General features: G+C 69.0%; 15 protein-coding genes and 1 tRNA gene. 9 read left to right on the top strand and 7 right to left on the bottom strand.

Annotation, left to right across the window (positions count from 1 at the left end; genetic code table 11):
• Nucleotides 1-59: 59 nt before the first annotated feature.
• From TR33_RS07895 to TR33_RS07880, 4 genes are all read right to left on the bottom strand, one after another.
• Nucleotides 60-1,421, bottom strand: a complete 1,362-nt coding sequence (locus TR33_RS07895) for a GntP family permease (RefSeq protein WP_042282418.1) — start codon at nucleotides 1,419-1,421, stop codon at nucleotides 60-62.
• 12 nt (nucleotides 1,422-1,433) lie between these two features.
• Nucleotides 1,434-2,666, bottom strand: coding sequence for a glycerate kinase (locus tag TR33_RS07890; protein WP_042282416.1), 1,233 nt, complete (start codon nucleotides 2,664-2,666; stop codon nucleotides 1,434-1,436).
• 52 nt (nucleotides 2,667-2,718) lie between these two features.
• Nucleotides 2,719-3,822, bottom strand: a complete 1,104-nt coding sequence (locus tag TR33_RS07885; protein ID WP_042282415.1) for a CdaR family transcriptional regulator — start codon at nucleotides 3,820-3,822, stop codon at nucleotides 2,719-2,721.
• Nucleotides 3,823-3,968: 146 nt separating this feature from the next.
• Nucleotides 3,969-4,640, bottom strand: coding sequence for a helix-turn-helix domain-containing protein (locus TR33_RS07880; protein WP_014908950.1), 672 nt, complete (start codon nucleotides 4,638-4,640; stop codon nucleotides 3,969-3,971).
• Between the two features lie 124 nt (nucleotides 4,641-4,764).
• Between TR33_RS07880 and TR33_RS07875 the strand changes: the two genes are divergently transcribed.
• The 3 genes from TR33_RS07875 to TR33_RS07865 are packed head-to-tail and all read left to right on the top strand — an operon-like array spanning nucleotide 4,765 to nucleotide 8,605.
• Nucleotides 4,765-5,499, top strand: a complete 735-nt coding sequence (locus tag TR33_RS07875) for an aspartate/glutamate racemase family protein (RefSeq protein WP_042282413.1) — start codon at nucleotides 4,765-4,767, stop codon at nucleotides 5,497-5,499.
• Between the two features lie 60 nt (nucleotides 5,500-5,559).
• Nucleotides 5,560-7,071, top strand: coding sequence for an NCS1 family transporter (locus tag TR33_RS07870; RefSeq protein ID WP_042282411.1), 1,512 nt, complete (start codon nucleotides 5,560-5,562; stop codon nucleotides 7,069-7,071).
• 37 nt (nucleotides 7,072-7,108) lie between these two features.
• Nucleotides 7,109-8,605: an NCS1 family nucleobase:cation symporter-1 gene (locus tag TR33_RS07865; protein WP_042282409.1), complete on the top strand. Its 1,497-nt coding sequence runs from the start codon at nucleotides 7,109-7,111 to the stop codon at nucleotides 8,603-8,605.
• Nucleotides 8,606-8,721: 116 nt separating this feature from the next.
• On the opposite strand, the gene map is transcribed toward TR33_RS07865, so the two are convergent.
• Nucleotides 8,722-9,498, bottom strand: coding sequence for a type I methionyl aminopeptidase (map, locus tag TR33_RS07860; RefSeq protein ID WP_014912567.1), 777 nt, complete (start codon nucleotides 9,496-9,498; stop codon nucleotides 8,722-8,724).
• A gap of 376 nt (nucleotides 9,499-9,874) precedes the next feature.
• On the opposite strand from map, the gene TR33_RS07855 reads away from it, so the two are divergent.
• Nucleotides 9,875-11,812, top strand: a complete 1,938-nt coding sequence (locus tag TR33_RS07855; protein ID WP_042282407.1) for a serine hydrolase domain-containing protein — start codon at nucleotides 9,875-9,877, stop codon at nucleotides 11,810-11,812.
• Between the two features lie 90 nt (nucleotides 11,813-11,902).
• Complete coding sequence (locus TR33_RS07850; RefSeq protein WP_042282404.1) at nucleotides 11,903-13,231, top strand: sensor histidine kinase; 1,329 nt, start codon at nucleotides 11,903-11,905, stop codon at nucleotides 13,229-13,231.
• A gap of 27 nt (nucleotides 13,232-13,258) precedes the next feature.
• On the opposite strand, the gene TR33_RS07845 is transcribed toward TR33_RS07850, so the two are convergent.
• Nucleotides 13,259-13,915 (bottom strand): response regulator transcription factor, encoded by a 657-nt coding sequence (locus TR33_RS07845; RefSeq protein WP_042282401.1) that lies wholly within the window; start codon nucleotides 13,913-13,915, stop codon nucleotides 13,259-13,261.
• A 311-nt stretch (nucleotides 13,916-14,226) separates the two neighbouring features.
• On the opposite strand from TR33_RS07845, the gene TR33_RS07840 reads away from it, so the two are divergent.
• Together TR33_RS07840 and TR33_RS07835 are read left to right on the top strand one after the other, a co-directional pair.
• Nucleotides 14,227-14,302: transfer RNA gene (locus TR33_RS07840), tRNA-Lys, on the top strand.
• 219 nt (nucleotides 14,303-14,521) lie between these two features.
• Complete coding sequence (locus TR33_RS07835; protein WP_042282400.1) at nucleotides 14,522-15,634, top strand: hypothetical protein; 1,113 nt, start codon at nucleotides 14,522-14,524, stop codon at nucleotides 15,632-15,634.
• Between the two features lie 240 nt (nucleotides 15,635-15,874).
• Here TR33_RS07835 and TR33_RS07830 read toward each other — a convergent pair whose 3' ends face one another.
• Nucleotides 15,875-16,546, bottom strand: coding sequence for an NAD(P)-dependent oxidoreductase (locus TR33_RS07830; protein ID WP_042282398.1), 672 nt, complete (start codon nucleotides 16,544-16,546; stop codon nucleotides 15,875-15,877).
• Between the two features lie 177 nt (nucleotides 16,547-16,723).
• Here TR33_RS07830 and TR33_RS07825 point away from each other — a divergent pair, with 177 nt between their 5' ends.
• Together TR33_RS07825 and TR33_RS07820 are read left to right on the top strand one after the other, a co-directional pair.
• Nucleotides 16,724-17,311, top strand: a complete 588-nt coding sequence (locus TR33_RS07825; RefSeq protein WP_017534497.1) for a TetR/AcrR family transcriptional regulator — start codon at nucleotides 16,724-16,726, stop codon at nucleotides 17,309-17,311.
• A gap of 165 nt (nucleotides 17,312-17,476) precedes the next feature.
• Complete coding sequence (locus TR33_RS07820; RefSeq protein ID WP_014911533.1) at nucleotides 17,477-17,695, top strand: hypothetical protein; 219 nt, start codon at nucleotides 17,477-17,479, stop codon at nucleotides 17,693-17,695.
• Nucleotides 17,696-17,718 lie beyond the last annotated feature (23 nt).

The following is a 17,718-nucleotide window of genomic DNA, read 5'->3' as shown; positions in this document are numbered from 1 at the left end:
CACCCGGGCTCCGATCCGTCCGCCCTCACCGGACGGGCCCGCTCACACGGTCGTGCGTCCTACAACAGGAAGACGCTCGCGACCATGATCGCGCCGAACGCCGCCAGACCCTCGATGGCGGTCGCCACCGTGAGCGTGCGGTACGCGGTGGCCACCGGGATGCGGCTGAGCTGGGAGACGACCCAGAAGTAGGAGTCGTTCGCGTGGGAGACGACCATCGCGCCCGCACCGATCGCGAGGACGCTCAGGACCATGCCCTCGGGCGAGTCCAGACCGAGCGAACCGAGGATCGGGGAGAGCATGGCCGAGGTGCTGACGATCGCCACGGTGGACGAACCCTGCGCGCTCTTGAGGGCCGCCGCGATCAGGAACGGCACGGCCAGGCCGAGGCCCAGACCGGTGAGGTTCTCCGACAGGAAGTCGGTGATCGAGGAGGCGGCGAGCACGCCACCGAAGGCCGCGCCGGCACCGGTGATCAGCAGGATCGGGGCGGAGACGCGGATCGACTCGTGGATCTGCTCGTTGAAGCGGGCCATCTTGCCGTTGCCGCGCAGCAGCAGAATCGCGGAGAACAGGCCGATGATCAGGGCGATCACCGGGGTGCCCAGGAAGGCCACGACGTCGAAGACGGTGCCTTCGCCCATCGGGTGGGAGGGCAGCTTCGCGATCGAACCGGCGCAGATCAGGGCCAGCGGCAGCAGGATCGGGAAGAACGCCAGGAAGGCGTTGGGCAGCTTGCCGTAGCTCTCGCGCAGCTCCTCGTAGGACTGCGTGGTGATGTCCTTCTCGCTCTCGGCGGGGAGCGGCGTGAACTCCTTCTTCGAGAGGAAGGTCGCGTAGACCAGACCGGCGAGCGCGGCGACGGCCGAGACCGGCAGACCCACGGCGATGATGAGGCCGAGGTTGTCGGTGATGCCGAGGTTCTCGGCGGCGGCCAGCGGGCCCGGGGTCGGCGGCACCATCGTGTGCGTGGCGTACAGACCGGTCATCAGGGCGACCGAGGTGGCCAGCGCGGAGACGCCGGTGCGCACGGTGATGGCCTTGCGCAGCGAGTTGAGGATGACGTACCCGGAGTCACAGAACACCGGGATGGAGACGATGTAACCGATGATGGTCATCGTCAGGTTCGGGAAGCGGGTGCCGATCACCCGGATCAACGCCTCGGCCATCGCGATCGCGGCGCCGGAGCGCTCCAGGATCACACCGATCATGGTTCCGAAGAGGATGACCAGACCGATGTTGCCGAGGGTGTTCCCGAAGGACGTCGTCACGGTGGTGACGATCTCGTCCGCCGGGAGACGGAAGGCGAAGGCGCCGATGATGGCGGCGCCCATCAGCGCGAGGAAGGGGCTGATCTTCCACCGCGCGGTGACGAGCACGATGCCCGCCACCAAGAGGAGGAGGATGAGGAGGTCGATCACGGGCGTGGTTCCTTAGTGGGTGCCCGGCACAGGTTGCACGGTGCTCGGGAGCGCTGGGTGTGTGAGAAGCCGACAGCACTGGTAGGCCGTCGAGGTGATCTCGGGAAGGGTCTCCTCCCGCATCTCCTCCAAAGTCCGGGGACCTCGGGCGATGGAGAAGGCCGCGGTGACCCCGGAGCGGCGGAGTTCCTCCGCCGTGACCGACACACTGCCCGCGATCACCACGACGGGCACGTGCTCGGGGGTGAGACGACGCACCGCGTCGACCACCTTGCCACCGAGGGACTGGCTGTCGAACCGTCCCTCACCGGTGAGGACGAGGTCGGCCTCGCCCAGCAGCCGGTCGGCGTCGAGGACCTCGGCGACCATACGCGAACCCGGAACGAGTTCGGCGCCCAGGAGAGCGGACATGGTCACGGGGATTCCTCCGGCCGCACCCATGCCCTCGACCTCGCGCAGGTCCTGTCCCGTGGCTTCGGCCAGGACGTCGGCGAGACGGGCCAGCCCGGCGTCGAGCACCCGGACGTCCTCCGGAGAGGCGCCCTTCTGCGGACCGAAGACCGCCGCGGCGCCGCGCTCCCCGACCAGCGGGTTGGTGACGTCGCAGGCGATGCGCCAGCGGACCGAGCGGGCCCTCTGGTCGAGCCCGGACAGGTCCAGCGAGGCCAGGTTCATGAGCTCTCCGCCCCCGTCGGGGAGTTCGGAGCCCTCGGAGTTCAGGAAACGCACGCCGAGCGCGCTCAGCATGCCGGTTCCGCCGTCGGTGGAGGCCGAGCCTCCGATGCACAGCAGGATCTCCTCGACGCCCTGGTCGAGGAGGGCCGAGACGAGGGGGCCCACCCCTCGGCTGCTCGCCGTGCGTGCCTGGAGCGGGACGTCGGCGACACCGGGCAGGCCGTTGGCCTCGGCGGCCTCGACCACGCCGGTGCGACCGTCGGCCGAGACCCCGTACCGGGCCCGGGTGGGTCGGCCGAGGGCGTCGGTGGTGTCGACGGTGAGGGCCTTGGTGCCCCAGGCGCCCAGTAGGGCGTCGAGGGTCCCTTCGCCTCCGTCGGCGAACGGCAGGGTGTGGACGGACACGGCGACGCCCCGGTCGGCGTAGGCCTCCCGGGCTCCGTCGGCCATGGCCTCCGCGACCTCGATCGCGGACGCACTGCCCTTGAACGAGTCGGGGATCGCCACGACGCGCACGGCGTCCGTCGTCTCGTCTTGTTCGCGCATCTCCTTGGACATGACGCAGAGCATAGAATCCGATTCGGGACATTTCGACGGCGGTGCGCCCAGACTTCCCAAAGGTTCACACGGTGAATATGTGCGAAGTGCCCAAAGCGGCCTCGGCGTAGAGACACATCTGCAATGTGGTCAGGTGTGCCGACTCCCGGACGTCCAGATCGGTGGCCTCACGAATCCGCTCGACCCGCTGGAGCAGCGTGTTGCGGTGCACGAACACGGCGTCGGCGGCCTCGCGCATCGAGTGGGTCGAGGCCATCGCGACGACGGTCCGCCGTTGGGCGTCGGTGAGCGTCGAGACCCGCGCGGCGATCCGATGGAGCGTGCGGCGTGGCAGGTGCGCCACGGCCACCGCGATCTCCCGTGACCAGGGTTCGGGGCATCGCACGGTGGGCAACAGGCCCACCCGGCGGCAGAGCGCCCGCGATTCCTCCGCGTAGGACATCAGGGCCTCGACATCGTCGGTCATGGGGGCCTGGGTGTGCCGACTCTCCGCAGGCAGCCGCAGTGCGTCCGGGGAGGGTGCCCGACCACTGCCGATCAGCCACAACGCGCCGTGCAGCACGGCGGCCCTGCGGTTGCCCTTGCCGTTCACCCGCGCGGCGGCGCTCTCGGCCAGCGGGGGAGGGGTGGCCCCGCCGTCGGGGCGCGAGGTGCCCGCCGCCCACAGGGCCAGTGACCAGGGCGGGTTCAGGCCGGCGGAGGTGAGTCGGCCCCGGGCGTCCTCCGGGCGGGTGGTGCCCGAGCTCAGAGCCGCGATCAGGTCGCGGGCCTCGGTGTGCCGTCTGCTCACCGCGTCCTGTGCGTGCTCTTGGGCGATGAGCAGCTGGACGGTGAGGGCGACCACCCTCGCCAACGGCGCGACCTCGCGGGGGCTGCCGGTGACGCCGACGACCCCGCGCAGCTCACCGTCGATGAAGAGGGGTTCGTTGGCGCCGGGGCGGTCGGAGGTGCCGGGTTCGGGGACGGTCACCAGAACGCTGCGGCGTTCGGCGATGGCCCGCTGCGCCCCCCTGTGCAGACTGCCCACCCGGGAGGGGTCGAGACAGGCGATGATCGTCCCGTGCTCGTCCATCACGTTGATGTTGTAACTGATCGTGGGTGCGATGAGGTCGACCACCCGCTGGGCGAGTTCGCTGCTCAAGGGCGCCCGCCGCCGGTCTTCGGGCATAACCCAAGGATACGGGGACAAAGGCCGGGAGGGGCGTCTCATGGGTCCCGTATCCGGGAGGAACAGGGTGATCACCGACACGGGGTCGGGCCGTCCCGTCCGGGGTGGACGGGACGGCGTTGTGCACATACGCCGGGCGCGGTCGGTCAGCCGAGGTTGAGCCAGATGGCGACGGCGTCCTCGTCGCCCTGGTTGGAGATGCGGTGCGGGGTGGTGGAGGGGTACATGATCGAGTCGCCGGCGCGGACCTGGTAGCTCTCGAACCCCACGTCCACGGTGAGGACGCCGCTCACCACGTTGCCGATCTCGTGGCCGCCGTGGCGGACGAACTCGGCGTTCTGGCTGGAGTAGGAGCCGGGCGGATAGACCGACTCGAAGTAGTTCATGCCCGGGACCGAGGCCGGGGTGAGCCGTCGATAGCGCACCCCGTGGTCGAGTTCCAGGGTCGCGGCGTCGTCCCGGCGGCTCAACGCGACGCCGCCGGTGGTGGCGGTGCCGGAGGACGGCGGGTCCCAGTGCGGTCCGGGTGACTCGCCGAACGGGGTGCTGTAGGCGTCGGGATCGGGCGGAGCGCCGACCTCCCCTCCGAACACCGAGGCCATCGGTACGTCCAGCTCGGTCATGATCTGGTACAGCCGGGTCACCGAGGGGCGCATCTTGCCACGTTCGATCTGGGAGAGGGCGCTGGCGCTGATGCCGAGGCGTTCGGCGAGCCGGCTCAGGGAGAGGCCGCGTTCCGTGCGGAGTTCCCGGATGCGCCGGCCGAAGCGCTTCCCGTCGAAGGGCGGGGAGTCAGGGGGTCTCGTGGCGTCGTCCATCGTGTCGCCCAGTATAGATTCCCGTTCTTCGGCTTGAAGCTATTGCTTCAGGAGGTGTGAAGTAATAGCTTCAAATGTGTGGGACGTCACCCCCTGGTCCCCTGACGAACCGGAAGGACCCCCCATGCGCATCCTGCTCGTCAACGTCAACACCTCCGAGGCGGTCACCGAGGCTCTGGGATCCCAGGCCCGCGCCGTCGCCCGTCCGGGCACCGAGATCGAGGCGCTCACCCCGCGTTTCGGCCCCGAGTCCGTCGAGGGCAACTTCGAGAGCCACCTGTCCGCGGTCGCCGTCATGGACCGCGTCGCCACCTACGAACACCCCTACGACGCGGTCGTCCAGGCCGGCTTCGGCGAACACGGCAAGGAGGGGCTTCAGGAACTCTGCTCCGTGCCCGTCGTCGACATCACCGAGGCCGCGGCCCACGTGGCCGTCATGATCGGCGACCGCTACTCCGTGGTCACCAGCCTGCGCCGCACGGTGCCCCAGATCGAGGCACGGCTCGCGCAGGCCGGACTCGACTCCCGATGCGCGTCGATCCGCGCCAGCGGGCTCGGGGTCCTCGAACTGGAGGCCGACCGCGACGCCGCCGTCCGGACCGTCGCGGCCCAGGCCAGGGCCGCGGTCGAGGAGGACGGCGCCGAGACCGTCGTCCTCGGCTGCGGCGGCATGGCCGGACTCGACGAGGCCGTCCGCGAGGCCTGCGGGGTCCCGGTCGTCGACGGCGTCGCCTCCGCCGTGGCCCTCGCCGAATCCCTCGTCGGTCTCGGCCTGACCACCAGCAAGATCAGCACCTTCGCGGCACCCCGGCCCAAGACCGTGACCCACTGGCCGCTCAGCACCGCGCTCGGCCTCTGAGGCGGACCCACCACCGCCACCGCTGCACCTCCCGTCCCCTGAAGAACAGCGGAGCCCCCTATGAACGCCCCCGTCCCCTCCTCCAGAACCGGTGACACCCCGGCCGACAACCTTCTCGAAGAATCCATCCTGCCCACCTGGATCACCCAGCGACCCATCTCCCTCTGGGGCTTCGTCTGGATCTGGATCGGCCTCGCCGTCGTCATCGCGACCTTCCAGTACGGGGCCAACGGCATCACCGGCGGGCTCTCCCTGCCGATGGTGATGCTGGTCGTGTTCGCCGCGACCCTGACCCTGTCGGTGATCATGACCCTCACCGCCGACATCGGCACCGAACACGGACTGTCCTTCTCGGTCTACCTCCGAGCGCCCTTCGGCACCCTGGGCACCCATCTGCCCTCGGTCTCCCGAGGTCTGGTCGCCGCCTGCTGGTTCGGCATCCAGACCTACCTGGGCGCGCTGGCCATCAACGGTCTGGTCGAGTACTGGACCGGGTTCAGCTCCTGGCCGCTCTGGTACGCGCTGTTCCTCGCCGTGCAGATCGTCAACGTCGCCCTCGGCATCAAGGCCATCGAACGGCTCGCGTCGATCGCCGCCCCCTGCATCCTGGCGATCTCCCTGTGGATGTACTACACGCTCGACGGCATCGCCGACCTCGAAGGCACCAACATCTGGACCTTCGCCTCCCAGAGCGACGACATGACGCTGGTCGCGTTCTTCATCATCAACATGGTCGTGTGGGCGCCGCTGGCCGTCGACATCCCCAGCATCACCCGCTTCGTCGCCGTCGAGCCCAAGGAACGCCGCTTCCTGCGCCGCAACCGCAGTATCCTCCTCGCGCAGTTCATCGTCCTGCCGGTGATGCAGGCGTGGATCTCCTTCATCGGCGCCGTCTCCGTCATCACCACCGGCCTGTGGAACCCGATCGAGGTCATCCAGGGCCAGAGCACCGGGTTCGTGCTCGGCCTCCTGCTGCTGATGGTGGTCCTCGCCCAGTGGTCCACCAACACGGCCGCCAACGTGATCCCCGCGGCGCTCAACTTCGTCAACGCCGCCGCGCCCTACCTGTCCTACCGGATGGCCGTGGTCCTGGCCGGGGTGGTCGGCACCGCCGTGATGCCGTGGCTGCTCCTGGACAACCTGTTCTCGTTCCTGTCCTACTACGGCGGGTTCATCGCGGCCATCGCCGGGATCATGATCGCCGACTACCACGTCCTGCGCCGTCGCCGGTTGAACGTGCCCGACCTGTTCGACTCCCACGGCCAGTACCGCTACACGCGAGGCTTCAACCCGGCGGCCGTCATCGCCTGGTTCCTCGCCTCCGGGATCTCCCTCCTCCAACCCGACTACGCCTACGTGATCGCCTTCCCCATCGCCTTCGTCGCCTACCTGGTGCTGATGCGGACCTGGATCCTGCCCCGGTTCCCGCAGGCGGAGATCACCGAGGGACACCCCGACACCTACCTCGCCACCAGCGTCGGCAAGAGCTGGGTCCACGACGCCGGGCGCGGCGGCTTCCGCCGCGTCGACACCGAGGACCTGGCCCGCGACGACACCCGCACCGACCTGTGACCCATCCCCAGACCACCACGACAGTTCGAGGTCGACCATGAGCGAACCCATCGACGCGGCGCGCGGAGAGCCCACGGGCTCCGCCGCCGGACCGGACCTGACCGTCCACGACCCGGATCCGGGCCTGTACAACGACGACCTCGCGCCGCTGCCCCGGAAGAAGAGGTCCTGGGGCACGTTCGAGATCTTCAACGTGTGGACGAACGACATCCAGAGCCTGTTCGGCTACACCCTCGCCGCGACCCTGTTCATCGCCTACGGGCTGAACGGCTGGGCGGTCTTCGGCGGGATCATCCTCGCCGGTGTGATCGTCATGTTCCTGTGCGACCTCGTCGGGCGGCCCAGCGTCCGATACGGGATCCCGTACGCGGTCATGGCCCGCGCCAGTATGGGCGTGCACGGCACCCAGTTCCCGACGCTGATCCGAGGGATCACCGCCACCTTCTGGTACGGCGCGCAGACCTACTTCGCCTCCACGGCGGTGGCGCTGCTGATCACGGCGCTCTTCGGCCCCGGACCGGAGGGGACCTTCCTCGGTCTGTCGGCGGTCGGGTGGATCTCCTACGTGATCGTCGCCGTGCTCCAGGTGGCGCTGTTCACCAAGGGGATGGCCTGGATCGGCACCTTCCTGAACTGGGCCGGGCCCGCGGTGTACGTCGTCATGATCGCCCTGGCCGGGGTCATCTGGTACATGGCCGGCGGAGAGCTGTTCTCCGCGCTGGGCACCGTGTTCGCCGGTGACGGGGACTACCCGGGCGGAACGCTCGCCGCGTTCTCGGCCGTGGTCGGCACGATGGTCGCCTACTTCGCCGCCGTGGTCGTCAACTACGGGGACTTCTCCCGGTTCGTGAGGTCCGAGAAGGCGATGCGGCGCGGCAACCTGTGGGGGCTGCCGGTCAGCCTGGCCGTGTTCTCCTTCCTCACCCTGATCATCACCGCCGGCTCCTCGGTGCTCTACGGGGAGGCGCTGACCAACCCGGCCGACATCGTCGAACGCGTCGACAACATCTGGCTGACGGTCGTCGCGGCGCTGACCTTCCTCATCGCCACCGTCGGCATCAACCTGGTCGCCAACTTCATCCCGCCCGCCTATGGGCTGGCCAACCTGTGGCCGGCCAAGATCAGCGCCAGGACCGGCGGGCTCATCACCGGCGCGGTCGGCTTCGCCATCGGCGGCCTGTGGGTGGCCTTCATCGACGGGATCGGCATCGCCGCCTTCGTCGACACCCTCGGGGCGGTACTGGCGCCGCTGTACGGGATCATCGTCGCCGACCACTACCTGCTGCGGCGGGGACGGTTGAACCTGAACGACCTCTACTCGGCGTCGCCCGACGGCGAGTACCACTACACCAAGGGCTGGAACCTGCGAGCGTTGTTCGCGTTCTGTCTGGCCTCGGTCTTCTCCGTCACGGCGGTGTGGCTGCCCGCGCTGGCGGAGTGGTCGGGTTTCGTGTGGATTTTCGGGGCGCTGCTCGGCGGTGCCCTGCACTACGCCATCACGCGGACCGCCGGAAAGAAGGCCGTCAAGGCCTGATGCGTATCCCGCATGACCCCTGGTCCTCGCCCTTCGAGGGCCGGGGAGAACGCACGACGCCCCCGCTCATCGGTGAGCGGGGGCGTCGCGCGTGCGCGCGGGGTCGAGCCGTGGGCTCAGGCCTTCTTCGGCAGGGTGAGGATCTCGGCGCCGTCCTCGGTGATGGCGACCGTGTGCTCGCTGTGCGCGGTGCGGCAGCCGGTGGCGCTGCGCAGCGTCCAGCCGTCGGAGTCGGTGACGAGCCGGGCGGTGTCCCGCATGACCCAGGGCTCCAGGGCGAGCAGCAGTCCGGGGCGCAGCTTGTAGCCGCGGCCGCGCTTGCCGGTGTTGGCCACGTGCGGGTCCTGGTGCATGGTCGAGCCGATGCCGTGGCCGCCGAACTCGGAGTTGATCGGGTAGCCGGCTTTGCGCAGGACGGTGCCGATGGCGTGGGAGATGTCGCCGGTGCGGGCCCCGGGGCGGGCGGCGGCGATCCCGGCCTCCAGGGCGCGCTGGGTGACCTCGATCAGCGCGACGTCTTCGGGGGAGTGCGTCTCGCCGACGATGAAGCTGATGGCGGAGTCGGCGGCGATCCCGTCGAGCAGGACGGCCAGGTCGAGGGAGAGCAGGTCGCCGTCGGCGAGCGTGTAGTCGTGGGGGCGCCCGTGGAGAACGGCGTCGTTGACGCCGGTGCAGATGTAGTGACCGAAGGGGCCCTCACCGAAGGAGGGCGCGTAGTCGACGTAGCAGGACTCGGCCCCGGCCTCCTCGATCATCTCCTTGGTCCAGCGGTCGATGTCAAGGAGGTTGGTGCCGACGGTGGCGCGGGTCCTCATGGTCTGGAGGATCTCGGCGACCAGGGCGCCGGTCTTCCGCGCGCGTTCCACGTCTTCGGGTTTCAGGATCTCGATCATGCGGCGCCCTCTCGTGCTCCAATAACTATACCGGTATTGTAATCGGCATCACGGGACGGATCACCACCCCTCCCCCGAAGACCGAGGGTAGGCGGTGTTCGGAGATGCTTCCGGTAAGCGCGGCAGAACCGCTGGTCGAAGGCCCGAGAAGCCCGAGAACACCGACACGTGGGGGATCGGGGTCCCCCAAAGGTCGTAGACCAAGTGCCGACTCACGGCAGAAGACCCGACGTACCGGTCTTCACGATGCTGGGATCACCCACCGCGGGCGAGGGCCACCCCCTCGCCCCGAGACCTCGATCCCCAGGAGCAGTACGTGTTCGCGACCAGTCCGCCCCCCGATGGACGAGCGTCCCGGAGGCTTCCCCACCGCCTCATGGCGCTCGTCGCCGCCGGGATCACCGCGATCGTCATGACCGGTTGCGCCGGGGCCTCGGAGACCGGCCCCGCCCCCGCGCCGAGGGTCGCCTATCCCGAGAGCGCCGACGCGACCCTCACCAAGGAGGACGTCGACGCCTGGCTCGACGGGCTCCTGCCCGCCCAACTGAACGAGACACGGATCGCGGGGGCGTCCGTGAGCGTCGTCGCGGACGGCGAGTTGCTCACCGCCCGCGGCTATGGGTACTCCGACCTCGAGGCCGGTACGCCCGTCGACCCGGAGGAGACGCTCTTCCGGATCGCCTCGATCTCCAAGGTCTTCACCGCGACCGCCGTCATGCGGCTGGTCGAGGAGGGTGAACTCGACCTGGACACCGACGTCGACGAGTACCTCGACTTCGAGGTGGAGCGCTCCTTCGACCAGGACCTCACCCTGCGCCACCTGCTCTCGCACACGGGTGGTTTCGAGGAGCGGATCGCCAACGCGATGCTCTCCGAAGGCGAGGAGGTGGATCTGCGCGAGGTCGTCATGAACGATCCGCCCGAGCAGGTCTACGAGCCGGGGACCACGCCCGCCTACTCCAACTACGGCATCGCCCTCGCCGGATACATCGTCGAGAACGTCGCCGGGGTCCCCTTCGAGGAGTACGTCGAGGAGAACGTACTGGCCCCGGCCGGGATGGACTCCTCCACCGCCCGCCAGCCCCTGCCGGAGGACCTCGCCTCCCGGCTCTCGCAGGCCTACGACACCGCCGACGGGCCGCCGGTCGAGCGGTTCGAGACCGTCTCCGACGCCCCGGCGGGGTCTTTGACGTCGTCCGCGACCGACATGGCCGAGTTCATGCGCGTCTACATGGAGGACGCCGAGGGCGCCGACCTGCTGGAACCCGAGACGATCGCCCTCATGGGGGAACCGGCCCTGGACGAGGAGAGTCTCGGCGGTGTCGCCGGCGGCGGCCAGATGGGGCTCGGTTTCTTCCTGGAGGAGCGCAATGGCAACCGGATCATCAGCCATGGAGGGGACACCGACGTCTTCCACTCCGAGATGCAGATCTACCCCGAGCAGAACGCGGGTATCTTCATCACCTTGAACAGCAGCGGGAACACCGGGCTCGCCAGCCACAGCCTGCGCCTGGCCGTGGCCGAGGGGTTCGCCGACCGCTACTTCCCGGGCGAGCAGGCCGACGGTGGTCAGGTCGAGTCCACGGCGGTGGAGCACGCCGCGATGCTGGAGGGGAACTACCGGCCCTCACGTTCCATCCACAGCAACTTCGTCTCGCTGCTCTACGCCCTGGACGAGGCTCGGATCGTCGCCACGGAGGACGGGACGATCGTCCTGACCAGCCCCGAGACCGGGCGGCCGACGGAGTACATGGAGGTCGAACCCTGGGTGTGGCGTGAGGTCGACGGGCACCGGACGTTGGCGGCGGACGTCGTCGACGGCGAGGTCAGGGCGATCGGGACCACGGCCTTCACCTTCCTGCCGGCGGACGAGGACACCCCGGGCACGGTGGTCCTGTCGGTCCTGGCCGGTTCGGTGCTGATCCTGCTGATCACGGTCCTCTCCTGGCCCATCGGCACCCTCGTCCGCCTGCGACTGTCCAGGCCCAAGCGCGATAAGACCGGTCGGTGGGCACGTGTCCTGACCCGGGTCGCCGTGGTCCTCTCCCTGCTCGCCCTGGCCGGCTGGGGGGTCACCCTATCGATGGCCCTGAGCTTCCAGCCGATCTCCTTCGGGACGCTGCGAATCTTCCAGGTCGTGCAGGGTCTGGGACTGCTCGGGGTCCTCTCCGCGGCGATGGTGGTCTTCGACGACATCCGACGGAAGCAGGGACTGGAGCGCTGCGTCGGTAGCGTGCTCGTCCTGGCGGCTTTGATGGGCCTCGGCTGGATCGCCACCATGCACGGGATGGTGACCGGCAGCGTGACCTTCTGAGTAGCCTGGGCGGGGCATCACCGGTTTCGGATCGGGTGCCCCGCCCTCGCTGTCGCGGCCCCACCCCCACTCACCATCCGGACGGAAACGATGAGGCGTGACGCCCCCGCCCTCCCCGAGACACAGAGCCCGCCCCTGGCGCCCACCTCCCGGATGACGGCGCGGTTCGACGCCGCCCTCACCCGCGCGGGCTTCAGCGGAGCGTTCGGCCGTGACCTGCTTCTGGGCGTGTTCGTCACGCTGGTCTCGATCGCCCTCCTCTACTCGGTGGTGGTGCTCGCCCGGGCGGAGGAGACCCCGTTCGCTCCGGCCGCCGTGGCCGTGCTCGTCACCCTGACCGTCGTGCAGTCCCTGACCCTGTGTCTGCGTCGGCGTGTCCCGCTCCTGTGTCTGTCCATCGTGGCGGCGGCCCAGCTCGGCATGACGCTCCTCCTGCCGGCCGACGCCACCTTTCAGGGGCCGGCGCCGTTCATCGCCGCCTACACCTGCGGTACCGCCCTCTCCTTGAAGCGGTTCATCCGGGTACTCGTGACGATCGCGCTCGTCTTCGGGGTCTGTGGTGCCGTGTTCGCTCTGCCTCCGTTCGCCTCCCTCGCACCGCCCGCGCTCGTGACGGACCCGGTGATAGCGGGCCTCTCCCAGGTGGTGTCCGCCGTCCTCGTCTTCGGGGTGGCGGGGCTGGTCGGTAACGACGTTTCCATGAGGAGGCGTTACGTTCATCAGGAGCGGATCCGGCTGGTCGAACGGGAACGGGAGCGGGTGAACGGCGCCCTCCGGGCCGAACGCACGCGTATGGCGCGGGAACTGCACGACATCGCCGCGCACCACCTCTCGGGGATGGTGGTGCAGGCGGGTGCGGCCGAGAAGTTGGCGGACCGGGACGCCCCGGAGCTCGCGCCGACCATCGGATGGATCCGGCGTCAGGGCAAGGAGACCCTGGAGAACCTGCGGATGGTGGTCGGGGCCCTGAGGGATCCCGGGGAGTACCCGGGCGGGGGTCGGGGAGAGGTCGCCGGTGAGAGCGACGCGCCCGTCCCCGGGGTGGCCGTGCTCGACCGTCTGGTCGAGACGGAACGCGAGCTGGGCGTCGAGGTCTCCCTTGAGCGGAGCGGACCCGACCTGGAGCTGCCGCCGGTCGCCGACGTCATGTTCTACCGGGTGGCGCAGGAGGCGTTGGCCAACGCGCGCGACCACGCCTGGGGCGCGCCGGTGCGGGTGGGGCTGGCCCGAGGGGAGCGGGAGGTCGTACTCCGGGTCGACAACGATCCCGGCGTGGAGCGGGAGGGGAGGGCGAAGGCCTCCCGCGGACTGGGTCTGATCGGGATGCGGGAACGGGCCGACCTGGTCGGGGCGACCCTGGAGACGGGGCCGACCGAGACGGGCGGGTGGAGCGTCCGGCTCGTCCTGCCCCTCAGATGACGGCCACCCGAGGCACGGGGGACAGGGTCACGGCGTCGCGACACCGTTGCGGTACGCCCAGACGACGGTCTGCAAGCGGTCGCGGACACCGATCTTGGTCATCACCCGCCCCAGGTGCGACTTGACGGTACTCGGCTCGATGGTGAGGCTCTCCGCGATCTCCACGTTGGACATGCCGCGGGAGAGCAGACGGACGATGTCGAGCTCGCGTTCGGTGAGCAGGTCGTGGGCCTCGGACACCTCGCGGTTCATGGACCTGCGCTTGGCGAACTCGGCGATCACGCGACGGGTGACGGTGTGGTCGACCAGGCCGTGACCGTCGGCGAGCCGGCGCACCGCCTCCACCAGGTCGTCGGGCGGGGTGTCCTTCAGGATGAACCCGCTCGCGCCGACCTCCAAGGCCTTGAAGACGTACTCGTCGAGGTCGAAGGTGGTGACCACGAGGATCGCCGGGGGCTTTCCGGAGGAGCGGGCGAGGATCTCGCGGGTCGCGGTCAGGCCGTCGCCTCCGGGCATGCGTACGTCCATGCAGACGACGTCGGGGCGGAGCCGTTCGACCAGCTCGACGGCGGAAGGGCCGTCGGCGCACTCGCCGACCACCTCGATGTCCTCGGCGATCTCCAGCATCACCCGGAAACCCGCCCGGACGACGAACTGGTCGTCGACCAGGACCACCCTGATCATGGAGTGCCGCCTTCGCGTAGAGGGGTGAGCGCAGGCCTCGAACTCTCGGCCCGGTAGGGCTTTCGAGCGTGCCACGAGCGACCGCGATGCTATCAGCGCGGGCCCTGAGGGAGAGGGGTGTCCTCCTCGCCTTGTGCGTACACGAACCGACCGAGGGCGCTTCCCCGGCCTGAAGAGGTCGGTGGGGAGAAAATCGGAGCCCTCGTCTCATATCCGCTCATAGAGGGGGAGTCCTGTGCTCCTATGCCGCATCGGCATCCGGTAGGATATGGCGCTGGTGGCATCTTCCCTGTTCACATCAGATGCGCTATGGGCCTCTAGCTCAATCGGCAGAGCAACGGACTTTTAATCCGTGGGTTCGGGGTTCGATCCCCCGGGGGCCTACCAGAGAAACCCCAGGTCAGAGTGCGGTAGCGCGTTCTCGCCCTGGGGTTTTCGCGTTCCCGGGGTTCGCGGTCCTTTCGCGATGGCTCGGAAACGGGCGTTTCGCTACGCTGATCCTCGGCCCTCGGCCACGATCCTCATCGACCGACCCCCTTCCCTTCGCCGCACTGTGTCATCGGCGACGCCACCTGAACCCCCCACGTAGAAAGGCCCGATGACGGCATGCGGAGCAACAGAGACCATCTGCGGCGTATCGGTGACGAGACCCAGCGGTCGCGTGAGCACCTGAGCAACATCGAGGACTCCTCCGCGGCCACCGCACGGTCGGCGGCGCAGAACACCCAGCTCCTCAAGGGCATCGCGTACACCAACCGCGTGAACATGGTCTTCAACGGCATCACCGCGATGAACAGCGCGCGGCAGCTGAGGACACAGAAGCAGCAGCTCGCCCTCCAGAACGAGCAGCACCGGCTTCAGCAGGAACAGCACGCCCTTCAACAGGCGGTGTCCGCGCAGACCGCCCGGCACGAGTTCTCCATGTGGCGGCAGACGCCGGAAGGCGTCGCGTTCGTCGAATGGCAGGAACGCGCCGTCTCCCTCCTCCCGTTCCTGCGGAGTCGTGAACGGACCTGGAACACCGCGTGGGCGAACGCGATCGAGCGGACGCGGGCCGAGGTTCCCGAAGGTGAGAAGCAGCGCATCAGGAACCACCCGGCCCGTCTGAAGCAGAACGGTCTCAGGATCGCCTCGTTCGTCGCCTTCGCCGTGGCCGTCCTGTGCGCGATCTCCTTCGGTCTCCAGTTCTTCTTCTATGGGCTCGTACAGGCGACAGGTGGCGGTTCTTCCGAGAGGGCCCACGGCAGCATCACCTACGAGGAGTGCCTGGACATCCTCGCCGATCCGGACAACATCATCATGAACGAGTCCGACTGCGAGGCCATCAGGCCGGTCGAGAACACCCCGCCGTCGATCGTGCCCCTGGTGCTGGCCGCCGGCACGTGCGTCGGGCTCGTCATCGCCCGTAAGGTCAGGCAGCGGACCGCCCAGAACGACCCGACCCTGGAGCAGGAGTCCCGAGCGAGGATCGCACGGTGGGGGTTCGACCCGCTCAGTACGCAGGGCGTGGGCTTCCCGTGGCACGAGTCCGAGGGTTTCGCCGGATACGCCGACAACATCGAGCACATGCTGCACTCGGCTCCCTCCACACGTCCGATGCCCTCGCAGCTCATCCCGCTCCAGGTGCCCACCCCCTTGCAGCCTTCGGAGCGGCTGCCCGGAGAGGCCAACGACGTCCTGGTCATGTTCCATGAGGAGAACGAACAGCTCTCTCGGTGACGAGGAGGTACCGAAGCCCGCACGTGGGGACCGAGAGGTCCGCGTGCGGGCTTCGTGTTCGTGGGGAAGAGGGGGCGGCCGCCGGAGACGGGGACCCCCTTCCCCCACGGCCGTGTTGTGGCGACAACGTCACGAAGCTAGACCGAACCCGCCCTCTGAACGAGGGAACGACACGCTTTTCGCGTGAGACGGCCGTTCGATCGTTCCGCGCGGACGTTCGACACGTGTTCCGCCCAGGGGTCAGACCCGGCGGGTCTCGGGTCCGGCCACCAGCCGGGTACCGGCCCAGCGCTCCTCCACCGCCGTGCACACGGCCTCGGCGAAGTCCACGTAGCCGATGGACCGTTCGAGGAAGGAGCTCCCGTCGGCCGTCCCCGGCCAGGCGCGGTGGTTGTTCGTGCGAGGCCCGTCGGGGTCGAAGGCGGGCGGTGGGATCAGGTACGCCCAGTTCTCACCACCGCGCCCCTCCTCCAGGTGGTCGCGGAGCCTCGCGTGCGCCCTCCCTCGCGGCAGGGTGCGTTCCGGGAAGGCGGGGCTCTGCCAGAAGCGTGTCCCATCGGGCAGCCGCAGCGATCCCGCGCCGCCGACGGTGACGATGAACGGGGCGGGGCTGGAGGGCGGGTCCGCGGCCTCGATGACGCGTTCGTGCAGTTCGACCAGAGCGGCGGGGTCGATGTCCCCGCGCATACGGACGGCGTTGACCACGACGTCCGCGTCGGCGACGGCCCGTCGCAGACTCGCCGGGTCCTCGACGTCCACGACGACCTCGGTGACCTCCCGTTCCGTCGTCGGAAGTCGGGGTCGGTCACCCGGCCTTCGAAGAGCCGCGGTGATCCGGGTGTGAGGGGGCAGCAGTTCGAGGACCGCCGAACCGGATCGTCCGGTGGCTCCGAGGATCGTTACCCGGGTCATGTCTTGACACCCTCTTTCCTGGTCGAACGGTCGAACATGGTGACGCAGAGAGCGGAAGGCCGTTGAGGGGGCATCGCGATTCCAATCTCCAACTACAACGTTGTAGTTGAGCGTAGTAGCGTGATCCACCGATAACAACTCTCGCGTTGGAAGTTCGTCGCACACTGGAGCCGCCGCATGGCCTGGGACACCGAGGGCACGAAGCGAAAGATCAAGGAGGCGGCCGTCGATGAGTTCGCACGCTTCGGGCCCGATGGCACGACCATCGAGCGCATCGCCAAGTCCGCCGGCGTGAACAAGGAACGGGTGTACAACTACTTCGGCGGCAAGAGAAGCCTCTTCGCCACCGTGCTGCGCGACGAGCTCGCCGAGGTCGCCCGAGCGGTTCCGGTCGAGTCGTTCGCCGAGGAGGAGATCGGCGACTACGCGGGACGCGTGTACGACTACCACCGCGAACGCCCCGAACTGAACCGACTCCTCCGCTGGGAGGGCCTGGTCTTCGAGGGAGAGGTGCCGGACGAGGAGTCACGCCGCGAGCATTACGGCCACAGGGCCGTCGCCGTCGCCGAGGGCCAGGAGAACGGAACGATCACGAGGTCGATCGACGCCGACCACCTCACCTTCCTGATCCTGTCGCTGGCCGGCTGGTGGACGGCGGTCCCCCAGGTGGCGCGGATGATCACCGGGGAACCCACGGAAGAGGAGCACGCCAGGCGCCGCGCCTCGGTGGTGGAGGCGGCGCGACGCCTGGCGCGCGTACCCTGACGGGCCCCGAGGGTCGGACCGAGAGGGGCATACCCGAGGGCCGCGGTTCCGGAGCGTCGGTGCCGCCCGAAGAAGGGCACGGCAGGTTTTGCCCCGAGGCGCGCCTATATTGACGGGCTCTCGGGCAGGTGAGCATGGACCGAGACCCGACCAAAGGGAGAGACCATGATCGCCAAGCTGTCCGAGATGGGCGTCACCTCCGAGATGGCCTACGCCGCCGGGACCGCCAGTATCGGCCTGTCGTTCCTGACCTGGGCCCTGTCGAAGAAGAAGGAGGACGCCGGCACCGACCGCGCCGACCGATGGGGCATCTTCGTCGGGCAGTGGGCGCCCACCTTCTTCGCCCTGGGCGTCGCCCTGCGCTTGGAGGAGAAGCCCGGATGACCTGGTGACGGCCGGTTCGGGAG

The sequence above is a fragment of the Nocardiopsis alba genome (assembly GCF_000710955.1).
Taxonomy (GTDB): domain Bacteria; phylum Actinomycetota; class Actinomycetes; order Streptosporangiales; family Streptosporangiaceae; genus Nocardiopsis; species Nocardiopsis alba.
Note: the sequence above shows the minus strand (reverse complement) of the source record. Positions and strands in the feature narration are given on the sequence as shown.